Origin of the sequence: Hoeflea sp. YIM 152468 (genome assembly GCF_029210485.1) — a bacterium.
In the GTDB taxonomy this organism is placed as follows: domain Bacteria; phylum Pseudomonadota; class Alphaproteobacteria; order Rhizobiales; family Rhizobiaceae; genus Hoeflea.
Genome location: NZ_JARGET010000011.1, coordinates 153375 through 164511 on the forward strand (window position 1 = coordinate 153375; position 11137 = coordinate 164511).

Below are 11137 nucleotides of genomic sequence, written 5' to 3' on the forward strand. Positions count from 1 at the left end.
ACAAACCATGCCAGGAGTCATCCCGTGTTTGACTGGTCGATTATAACCCAAAATGCAGATCTCATTCTGAAGGGGCTCTGGATCACGCTCTACTATACGGTGGTCACCACGGTTCTGGGCCTGGCGATGGGACTCCTCGTCGCACTGGCTCAACTGACGCGCATCACTGCGATAAGCTGGGCCGGGCGATTGTTTGTGGAATTCTTCCGCAACGTACCGCTTCTGGTATGGCTTCTGTGGAGCTACTACGCACTCCCGATATTCCTCGACATCAACATCTCCAAGCAACTGGCAGGAATCATGGCACTTAGCCTTTACGGTGCGGGCTATTACGCAGAAATCCTGCGTGCCGGGATTCAGACGCTTGATGCAGGGCAAACCGACGCTGCGCGGGCGCTAGGCATGTCGACCGGCCAAGCCATGCGCAGGATAATCCTGCCGCAGGCGTTCCGTCGAATGATCCCGCCGCTGGCTGGGCAGACCATCATTCAAATGAAAAATACCACTTTGCTATCCGTTCTGACGGTGCCGGACCTGCTTTATCAGGCAGGCTACATCGCCTCGTTCACCTATCGGCCGATGGAAGTTTACACCGCGATTGGGGTGGTCTTCCTCATCATCCTGATACCGTCGAACTATTTGGCTCGCAAGCTGGAGACACACAACCGATGAACACGCCAGATACCTCCCGCGAAAATCCGCTGGTCTCGATCCGCGGCCTGTCAAAAGCCTACGCCGCTCACACTGTCCTGCGTGAAATCGATCTTGATGTGCACGAGGGTGAAGTTGTGGCTCTTCTTGGCTCAAGCGGATCGGGCAAAACAACGCTGCTCCGCTGCGTGAACCTGCTTGAGAAGCCTGATCGCGGTCGCATCGAGATTTCCGGTCAGGCCATCTTCAACCAGTCCGCCGGCGGTGACGACAAGGCGGGCATCAAGCAAAAGCAGGTCAATACGCTGCGCAGCCGCGTTGGTATGGTGTTCCAGCACTTCAATCTGTTCCCGCACATGACTGTGCTGGGTAATGTGATGGAGGGGCCACGCATCGTGCTCAAGGAGGACGGTGCCATCAACCGCAAGCGGGCGATGGAATATCTCGAAAAGGTCGGCATGGCCGATTTTGCCGACCGCATGCCGCACCGCCTTTCCGGTGGTCAGAAACAGCGTGTCTCGATTGCCCGTGCACTTAACATGCGCCCCGAGGTGATGCTGTTTGATGAGCCGACATCGGCGCTCGACCCGGAGCTGGTCGGCGAAGTTCTCAGCACCATGATCACGCTTGCCAAGGAAGGCATGACGATGCTCGTGGTCACCCACGAACTCGGCTTCGCCCTCGAGGTGGCCGACCGCGTGGTGTTTCTCGACCAGGGCACCATCGAGGCGGAAGGTCCGCCCGCAGACGTGCTTCTGCACCCCACCAACGAACGGGTCCAATCGTTCGTAAATCGTTTCCATGCGACCGCGGAGCTCATGCGTCCGTTGCTGCAGGACTAACCCGAAATAACCAGCGAGTATCAAATGTCAAAGACTGATTGGAAGGGCATTCACAGTGTCCTCGTGACCCCGTTCGCCCAGGATGGAAGCATCGATTTCAAGCGTTTCGCCGAACTGTCGGAAGTCAATATCGCCAATGGCGCCAACGGCCTTGTGGTTTGCGGCAGCACCGGTGAATTCTACACAATGACGGTGCAGGAACGCATCGATCTGTTCGAGGCCACCGTCAAGGCGTCAAACGGCCGGGTGCCGGTGATTGCCGGTGTGTCGGATCTACGCACCAAGGTTGTTGAAGAACTCTGCGCAGCTGCCAAGGCCGCAGGCTGTGACGGTATCCTGGCGCTGCCGCCGATCTACGCCAAGCCCGACCTGCGCGAGACCGCCCAGTTCTACCGCCGCATCGCCGCGGTCACCGATCTGCCGCTGATGCTCTACAACAGCCCGGCGCGGATGGGCGTGAACCTGACCCCGGATTTCGTCGCCAGCCTTGCCGACATCCCCAATGTGGTGGCGATCAAGGATTCCTCGGCCGATATCCAGCAGATCACTGAGCTTTGCGCCAAGGTCAAGGACAAGCTCGCCGTCTTTGTTGGCTACGAAACCATGATCCGCTCGACGCTCCCAGTCGGCTGCTCCGGTGTTGTCGCCATGGCTCATCAGCTCTCCGGCAAACTGGTCCGCAGCTATTACGATGCCTGCCAGCACGGCGACACCGCCATGGCCGACAAGCTCGAACCTGCGCTGTTTGACATCTACCGCTGCTTCAAGGCCGGCAGCTTCTATGCTGGCATCAAGGCAGTGATGAACGAACTCGACCAGCCGGTCGGCATTCCGCGCGAACCGCTTCTGCCTTTCTCCGATCAGCAGCAGGCCACGGTCCGCTCGATCCTGGAAACCGGAAAAGTACGCGAAACCATCAAGCAGGCAGGATGAATCATGCAAAGCACACGCATTATCCAGGGTATTGATTCCCACACCGCAGGCTGCCCGCTGCGGCTGATCACCTCTGGTTTTGGCCCGATCCGTGGCAAGACCATGGTGGAAAAGCGGGCCGACCTGATGTCACGCGATTGGCTGCGCCAACTGGTGCTGTTCGAGCCCCGCGGCAGTTTCAACATGCCCGCAGCCGTCCTCACCGAAGCCTGTTCGGAAGACGCGGACATCGGCATGCTCATTCTCGAGCCCGACACCTATCCGCCGATGTGCGGCCACTGTGCAATGGCGGTTGCCACAATTGCGGTGGAAGCGGGTTACATTGATGCGGTCGAAGGCGAAACGCTTGTGCGGCTTGATACCCCCGCAGGCGTGGTGCCTGCCCGGGTCAAGGTCGAGGGCGGACGTGCCGTCTCGGTGACATTGGAAATGCCGTCGAGTTTTCTCTACCGCGAAAACATCCTCGTCGACACACCGAGCTTCGGCAAGGTGCGCGCTGACATCGCCTTTGGCGGCGATTTCTATCTGATCGTCAAGGCCAGCGATCTGGGCCTCAAGATCCACCCCGATCAGGCCTGGCAGATCGTCTCTGCTGCCGCCGAGCTGCGCGTCGGGCTCAAGGATCATCCGGTCCAGCATCCGACCATGGCCCATGTCAACGAGATCTACCAGATCGAGATCGTCCAGGACGGCGATGGCGAAACCACCGATGGCAAGAATGCCGTCGTCTGTCCGCCGACGGTGATCGACCGGTCGCCGTGCGGCACCGGCACTGCCTCGCGCATGGCGATGTTGGCGGCCAAGGGCGAACTCAAGCCGGGCGACAGCTTCCGCCACGCCGGCATTCTCGACACGGTCTTCACAGGCAATATCACCGGCGCCACGACGGTGGGCGACATTGCCGCTATCGCTTGCACGGTAACCGGTTCGGCCTACTTGACCGGGACTTTTAACTTCTTCCTCGATCCCAACGATCCGTTCCCTGCCGGGTTCCGGCTCACGGGCGTCTGATCGAGCAATCCGGAGACAATCATGACCAGCGATTTCAATCCCGACAGCATCACCCTCGTCGCCGCACATCTGATTGACGGCAAACGTGTGGAATTGGGCGAAGCCCTTGCGGTCTTCCGTCCCTCTGATGGCGCTGAAACGGCGCCGCTGCCGATGGCCGATGAAACCATCATCGATCGTGCCGTCACTTCGGCGCACCGGGCATTCACCGAAAGCGGATGGCGTCAGGCCGCGCCGCTCGAGCGTGCTGAAGTGCTCAAACGCTGGGCTGATCTGATTGACCGTGACCGCGAACGCATCGGCCGGATCGAATCCGTATCCTCGACCCGGCCGATCGAAGACGTGCTTGGCCGCGATCTGGTTCGCGCCACCGGAGCCCTGCGCTATTTCGCAGAATGGGCCGACAAGGTCGAAGGCCAGTTGCTGGCCGGCAAGGCCGGCACTACGTCGATGGCGCGGCCCGAGCCCTATGGCGTGGTCGCCTCCATCGCGCCGTTCAATTTCCCCGCCATCAACGCGATCTGGAAATCGGCGCCGGCGCTCGCCGTCGGCAATGCGGTGGTGCTCAAGCCTTCGGAAATGACGCCATATTCGGCGCTGGCGATTGCCGAACTCGCCATCGAGGCGGGTCTGCCGGAAGGCCTGTTCAACATTGTCCAGGGCGCAGGCATCACCGGCTCGCTGCTGGTGCGTCACCCGCTGGTGCGCATGATCACGTTCACCGGCTCTTCCGCCACCGGCGCCAAGGTGATGGCCGATGCGGCAATGACCGGCACCAAGCCGCTGACGCTGGAACTCGGCGGCAAGTCACCGCAACTGGTGATGAAGGATGTGCGCGATCTTGATGCGGTGGCGACCAATATCGCCAACGGCTTCCTCGCCAATTCCGGTCAGGTCTGCACTGCCGGCACACGGCTGATCACGCCGGTCGGCATGCGCGACGAACTGCTTGAAAAGGTCATCGCAATTGCTGCCGGGCGCAGGGCAGGGCCAACCTGGCAGAATGGTAACACCCTGCCGCCGATCGTCTCGGAAAAGCAGGCGCGTCGCATCGATTCCATGCTGGCCGAAACCCTGAGTGATGGCGCCGAAGTTGTCACTGGCGGCGGTCGTGTTGCTGCCCAGAATGCTGGCGCCTATTACCAGCCGACAATTCTGCGCAATGTGCCCGAAACCTCGGTTGGCTTCCGCGAGGAATTCTTTGGCCCGGTTCTCTCCGTCTTTGAATATGAGGACGAGGAGGAGGGCATCGCCATGACCAACCATCCCTCCTATGCGCTCGCCGCCAGCATCTACACTGACGATTTGCACAAGGCGATGACCTTGCCGGATTGCATCGAGGCGGGAACCGTTTGGGTCAACGCCCATGGCCGGCAGCCCGATTATTCAACACCGCAGGGCGGCTTCAACGGTTCCGGTTTCGGCAAGGAAATGGGCCGCAACGGTCTCGAAAGCTTCCTTCGTTTCAAGACTGTCTTTCTCAATCATGGCGAATAAGATGACCGCTGAGCATTTCGATTACATCGTTGTTGGCGGCGGTGCCGCCGGTGCCGTGCTCGCCAGCCGGCTGTCGGAAGAAACCCGCTTCAAGGTGGCGCTGATCGAGGCCGGCCCGGACATGGAGCCGGGAACCGAACCCGAAGACATTCTCGATGCCTACCCGATTGTTGCCTATTTCAACCGCTCCTATCACTGGCAGAATGTGAAGGTTCATCTCGATGATCCGAAAACCCCCGATGCCGAAGCCCGCCGTTACGAGCAGGCCAAGGTGATCGGTGGCGGCACCTCGATCAACGGACAGTTCGCGTTCCGCGGCCTGCCTTGGGATTATGAGGACTGGGCCGAGAACGGAGCGACAGGCTGGGACTGGAAGGGCGTTCTTCCCTACTTCAAGAAGCTTGAGACCGATCTCGATTACGGTGAAACCGAAGTCCATGGCGGTAGCGGACCCATGCCGATGCGGCGGGTACCGGAGAAGGACTGGTCGCCGCTCACCAAGGCCACCGCAAAAGTGCTCGACAAGCTCGGCGTCAAGAATATTCGCGACCACAATGGCTGCACCGATGACGGCTATTTCCCGATGACCGTCAACAACAATGTCGATGGCAAGCGGGTGTCGACAGCGCGGGCCTATCTGACCCGGGAAGTCCGCGATCGTCCGAACCTGACGATCATGGGTTCCACCGAAATGCGCAGGATCCTGTTTGACGGCAACCGCGCCTGTGGCGTCGAGATCGAAGGCCCGCAGGGCACGCGCACGCTGGGTGCCGGAGAGGTGATTATTTCTGCCGGTGCGCTGCAATCGCCGGCAATCCTGATGCGCGCCGGGATCGGCCCCGCCGATCATCTTTCCGAAATGGGCATCGAAGTGCGTGCCGACCGCCACGGTGTCGGTCAGAACCTGCAGGATCACCCGATGGTGGCGCTTGCCGCTTACCTGCCGAAGAAATCCCGCCTGCCCAAGAGCATGCGCCGCCACATCCAGATGGGCTACCGCTACAGCTCCAAGCTGGCCAAAACGACCGCCGGCGACATGTTCGTGCTGGCGTCCAACCGCGCCGCCTGGCACCCGCTCGGTCGCCGTCTCGGCTCCATACTGGTGTGCGTCAACCGGCCCTATTCGACCGGCTATGTCCGCCTTGTCGACCGCGATCCGTCGACCGGCCCGTTTGTCAATTTCAGGCAGTTGTCAGACGAGCGCGATCTCAAACGGCTTGAGGACGGCATGCATCGCCTGTTCGGCATCGTCTCCGAACCGGAAATGACGGATGTGGTTGGCGAAGTGTTCCCGGCAACCTTCTCCGACCGGGTGCGCAAGCTCGGCGCTGTCAGCAAGCTCAACTGGTTCCTGACGCTGATCGCGGCGGGCATGATGGGCAGCGGTTCGCTTGCCCGCAAACTTATGATCGAAAAGGTGATCGTGCCCGATGTCGATGTGCAGGGATTGCGCAATTCGCCCAATCAGCTGCGTTCGTGGATCATCGACAACACCTGCGGAAGCTGGCACGCCAGCGGCACTTGCCGGATGGGCGACCGCAACGATCCGAACGCGGTTGTTGATCCTGATGGCAAGGTCATCGGCGTTGAAGGTCTCCGGGTGGTCGATGCCTCGATCATGCCGTCAGTGATCAGTGGCAACACTATGCTGACAACGGTGATGGCCGGCGAAAAGATCGCTGACACCATCAAGGCCGGAGCCTGAACCACGCCATGGCACCAAGACGCGTCCTGACCACCATCGACAGCCACACGGCAGGCCACCCCACCAGGCTCATCACCAGTGGGTTGCCGCCGCTCAGGGGCCAATCGGTCGCGGAAAAATACGATTGGTTCCAGAAAAATCTGGATGACGTCCGCACCTTGCTGCTGCATGAACCGCGCGGCCATTCGGCCATGGTCGGCGCGGTGCTGACCGACAGCAAGGTCGCCGATCATGGCGCCTTCTTTCTCGGCAGCTACAACTACCTGCCGATGTGCGGTCATGCGACAATCGGCATTGCCGCAAGCCTGAACCACATGGGGCTGTTGCTTCCTGATGATCAGGGCCAGGCCGCCTTTAATCTCGAGGTTCCCGCCGGCCTGGTGCGGGTAACGGCGAATTACGAGGGCGGGCGGCTTTCCGCGGTTAGCTTCGACAACGTGGCTTCCTATGTTGCAGCCAGCGCGGTTGCGCTGGAAACGCTGCCCGGATCGGGCACCTGCGATATTACCTATGGCGGCAACTGGTATGCACTGGTCGAGGCACAGGCTGCCGGCGTCTCACTTGATCCGTCTGGTGTTCATCACGCGCTCGAAATCGGCGGCAGGATCAAGGCCGAGGTCAACGCCAGGATCGACACCGGTGCGGTACCGGGGGCGAACTCCCATATCCACAGCGTTCTTTTCCATCAGTCGAACCGCGACGTTGATGGTTTTGCCAGCCGCCAGTTGGTGGTTCTCGCCGCCAACAAATTTGACCGGTCGCCCTGCGGAACCGGCACCTCGGCGCGTCTGGCGCAATTGCTCGGCGCCAGCCTGATCGAGCCCGGCGAGCCGATCCGGGCAATCAATATTCTCGATGTCGAATTTACGGCCTCCGCCGTGCCGCTGTCGACCAATGGCGCAAGCCCGATCCGCTACCGGCCGACCATCGAAGGCCTCGCCCATATTACCGGCCTGCACAGCTTTATCCGCAGCGACGACGACCCGATTCCCAACGGGTTCCTGTGTCGCTGAATCCCGCCTCAAACCAACAAGAGAGTGCCCATGATGTATGATGAAAAGATCGAACTGCTGATCGACGGAAAATGGCGGCCGGCAGGCGATGGCAAGGTTCGCGATTTGGTCAATCCGGCAACGGAGGAAGTGCTTGGCACGGTGCCGCTGTGCAACGACGCTGACATGGCCGAAGCCACCGAAGCCGCTGCCCGTGGTTTTGCCGTGTGGAAGAAGATGACCGCCGTTCAGCGGTACGCCATCATGATGAAGGCCGCCGCGCTGATCGACGAGCGCAAGGACCGCATCGGTCGGCTGCTGACCATGGAAAACGGCAAGCCGCTCGCCGAAGCGGTGCCTGAAGTCCAGTTCGGTGCCGAAGTCACGCGCTGGTATGCCGAGGAAGGCAAGCGCGCCTATGGCCGCATCGTGCCTGCTCGCATACCCGGTGTTCGCCAGATGGTGTTCAAGGAACCGGTTGGTCCGATCGTAGCCTTTGCGGCCTGGAACTTCCCGTCCGGCAACGTCGTGCGCAAGATTGCTGGTGCGCTGGGCGCCGGCTGTTCGATTGTCGTCAAGCCGGCCGAGGAAACGCCCGGTACCGCGGTCGCCATCGCCCGTTGTTTCCAGGACGCAGGCCTTCCCGATGGTGTGCTCAATGTTGTCTTTGGCGACCCCGACCACGTCTCCTCAACCCTGCTCAAGTCGCCAGTGTTCAAGAAGGTGACGCTGACCGGTTCCACCGAGATCGGCAAGCTGTTGCAGAAGCGCTCCGCCGACACGCTCAAGCGAGCCACCATGGAACTGGGCGGCCACGCGCCAGTCATCGTCCACGCTGACGCCGATCTGGATCTCGCCATCAATACGCTTGTGGCCTTCAAGTTCCGCAATGCCGGCCAGGTCTGCACCTCTCCGACCCGGTTTTTCGTTCATGAGAGCATCTTCAGCGCCTTCGTCGAAGGCTTTGTCGCCAAAGCCAAGACCATTGTTGTCGGCAACGGGCTTGAGGCCGGTGTGCAGATGGGGCCGATGATCGCTGAAAGACGCCTTGGCGTGATGGAAGCCTTTGTCGAGGATGCCGTGAGCAAGGGCGCAACTGTTGCGCTTGGCGGAAAGCGCATGACCAATCAGGGCTATTTCTTCCAGCCCACGGTATTAACCGATGTTCCCGACGATGCCCGCATTCTCACCGAGGAGCCGTTCGGCCCGATCGCCCCCTTGATGCCGTTCTCGAGCTTCGATGAAGTGATCGAACGCGCCAATGCGCTGCCCTATGGCCTCGCATCGTTCTGCTTCACCCGCAGCGGTTCGCTGGCGGCCAGAACCGAGGAAGCGCTGGATGCCGGTCTGGTCGGCGTCAACCATATGGCGGTCTCGACACCGGAAACACCATTTGGCGGCGTGAATGAATCAGGATTCGGCTCGGAAAGCGGCATGGAAGGGCTGGAAGCGTTCCAGCGCACCAAATTCGTCACGGAATTTGGGCTTTGAAACAAGGCTCAAAATAGGCCGGCTACCTTTTGCTGAGACGAGCTGGGGGATCTTATCCCGGCTCTGCTTGAATAGATGGCGTGGGTGCCGCCTTCCTCGTTTCGTTACTTTCAAAAGCCCGATCTTGGCTTATTGTGATGCCGTCTGAAGAGGGCGGCAATCACCCCATCTATTCAAGGTGATCAAGACACGCAGAGGTCTCTATGACCATAAAAGCCGGGCTGATATCCTTGATATCTGACCCCCCGAGAGAAAGAAAAGAAGGATAGAAACTGGCAAGGCGAGGTGATCGGCACCCTCTGCATTTTCCTTAGATCTTTCTATCTTTCCTTTCTTGCAGGGGTATCGCGCTCACGCGAAAAAGACATTGTCACGGCCGGTATCGGAGCACCAAAAATCTACGCTTCCGGGTAATAAATTGGCGCAAAGCCTGCAGCCGCCTTCGAGGCGCCTGGAAATGGTATTGATTGCAATACGAAATCAATAGTCCGGGGTGCTGAGCTCGCAGAATCATTGATTTCAATCTGAATAATGTTAAATTAATCAGTGCGTTATTTCAGTTAGCATTCCGACGACCTGCTCGCACAATATTCCGGCCTGCTTTCATAAAGGCGTCCTAGAACGAAAACGTCACCAACTCAAAATGTAGACAAATGTAGACATTCGCTTCTCACGCGCGCGCGGGCGCGCGAGAAGGGCGCCAACGAGACCGTTGTGTACCGGCTTCGGTGAATGAAGTTGAATAAGCCGAGTGTGATAAAGGAAACGATGATCGAATCGTTTGAGTTTTATGGTGCATCGATAGTGGCCTCTACCCCGAAACCAAAATACCTGATGTCCTTTTCGACAGGCGGGCTTTTCATCAATGAGAGTGTCGAGCTGGCGGCCCTTCACCGGGAGAGCGAGGCTTGGAAGGTGACACTTGGCAGGGCGATTGAGTGCGGTCTGGCGACACTTCCGAAGGCCGCTTCGAAACGGAGAACCCTACGCGAGATAACAAACCGAATCTCGTGCCTGTCGGCTATCGAAAGGGAGTTTCTGATCTCGGAAGCTGACCGCCAGGAACAGCAAGCTGTGCTTTGGCTGGCGACATGCAGGGCCTATCGGTTCATTCATGAATTTGCCGTGGAGGTGGTCCGCGAAAGGCACCTGTCCTGGCGTCTGGAACTGGGTCCGGAAGCTTTCGATGTTTTCTTCGGTGCCAAGGCTGAATGGGATGGCGGCCTGGCAGCGATAAGCAAATCGACACAGCAAAAGCTCAGGCAGGTTCTCTATCGCATGATGCGGGAAGCCGGGCTCCTCAGCGAGGACGGACATATCCAAACCGTATATTTGTCGCCGAGACTTAAATCACTGATTGTACAAGCCGATCCGGACGGGCTAGAAGTCTTTCCGGGAGGGGATTCCGGATGAATCACACCATGAGTCGCCGTGAACGGGCCGAACACCTGTTCAAGGTTATCGGTAGCGAACGATTCTTGAACAAGGCAGGGCTCGGCAATGAAGTGCCGTTCTTCATTTGCCCGTTTCCCCCCGAGGACGGTCTGGCCATGAATGAGGATCGCCAGGATCTGGTCACCCGGCTGGAACATGCCGGGGTTCATGTGCTGGATCTGAGTCTTTATGATTTGGCCCTGGAAATACTCCGGGAGCGCGGCATTCTGGAGCAACTGATCGAACGGGAATCTGACACGGACAAGGCGCAGGTGAAGGAGCTTCTTCAGGGTATTCTTGATCCGGAAACCCATTTGATTCCGAAGATCGGTGATGCAATCGGTTCAATGCCGCACGATGTGATATTCCTGTCGGGTGTGGGTGAGGTGTACCCCTATATCCGTTCCCACAACGTCTTGAACAATTTGCAAAGCACGGCAAAGGATCGCCCTACGGTCCTCTTCTTCCCGGGCACCTATACGCACGCGCTGGCCACTGGAGCTTCGCTGGAGCTTTTCGGCCAGCGGCAGGAAGATCGATACTACCGCGCCTTCAACATCATGAACTACGAGGTCTGACCC

The 11137-nt window shown here is 59.3% G+C and carries 10 protein-coding genes; all 10 read left to right on the plus strand.

Annotated elements, in window-relative coordinates; all coding sequences use genetic code 11:
- Positions 1-24 precede the first annotated feature (24 nt).
- The gene (locus PZ897_RS05905; RefSeq protein ID WP_275750765.1) at positions 25-672 is read left to right on the plus strand and encodes an amino acid ABC transporter permease; all 648 of its coding nucleotides are present in this window, start codon (positions 25-27) and stop codon (positions 670-672) included.
- The gene (locus tag PZ897_RS05910; protein WP_275750767.1) at positions 669-1493 is read left to right on the plus strand and encodes an amino acid ABC transporter ATP-binding protein; all 825 of its coding nucleotides are present in this window, start codon (positions 669-671) and stop codon (positions 1491-1493) included. The genes PZ897_RS05905 and PZ897_RS05910 overlap by 4 nt, the downstream gene beginning before the upstream one ends.
- Positions 1494-1517: 24 nt before the next feature.
- Entirely contained in the window at positions 1518-2426 is a 909-nt protein-coding gene (gene dapA / locus PZ897_RS05915; protein ID WP_275750769.1) for a 4-hydroxy-tetrahydrodipicolinate synthase, read from the plus strand.
- A 3-nt stretch (positions 2427-2429) separates the two neighbouring features.
- Positions 2430-3437: a proline racemase family protein gene (locus PZ897_RS05920; protein ID WP_275750771.1), complete on the plus strand. Its 1008-nt coding sequence runs from the start codon at positions 2430-2432 to the stop codon at positions 3435-3437.
- A 21-nt stretch (positions 3438-3458) separates the two neighbouring features.
- Entirely contained in the window at positions 3459-4934 is a 1476-nt protein-coding gene (locus tag PZ897_RS05925) for an aldehyde dehydrogenase family protein (protein ID WP_275750773.1), read from the plus strand.
- 1 nt (position 4935) lies between these two features.
- Positions 4936-6639 (plus strand): GMC family oxidoreductase N-terminal domain-containing protein, encoded by a 1704-nt coding sequence (locus PZ897_RS05930; protein ID WP_275750775.1) that lies wholly within the window; start codon positions 4936-4938, stop codon positions 6637-6639.
- Between the two features lie 8 nt (positions 6640-6647).
- Positions 6648-7652, plus strand: coding sequence for a proline racemase family protein (locus tag PZ897_RS05935; protein ID WP_275750777.1), 1005 nt, complete (start codon positions 6648-6650; stop codon positions 7650-7652).
- 33 nt (positions 7653-7685) lie between these two features.
- Positions 7686-9122 (plus strand): NAD-dependent succinate-semialdehyde dehydrogenase, encoded by a 1437-nt coding sequence (locus PZ897_RS05940; RefSeq protein ID WP_275751026.1) that lies wholly within the window; start codon positions 7686-7688, stop codon positions 9120-9122.
- A 732-nt stretch (positions 9123-9854) separates the two neighbouring features.
- The gene (locus PZ897_RS05945; RefSeq protein ID WP_275750779.1) at positions 9855-10535 is read left to right on the plus strand and encodes a DUF1819 family protein; all 681 of its coding nucleotides are present in this window, start codon (positions 9855-9857) and stop codon (positions 10533-10535) included.
- Complete coding sequence (locus tag PZ897_RS05950) at positions 10532-11134, plus strand: DUF1788 domain-containing protein (RefSeq protein ID WP_275750780.1); 603 nt, start codon at positions 10532-10534, stop codon at positions 11132-11134. The genes PZ897_RS05945 and PZ897_RS05950 overlap by 4 nt, the downstream gene beginning before the upstream one ends.
- Positions 11135-11137: the final 3 nt, after the last annotated feature.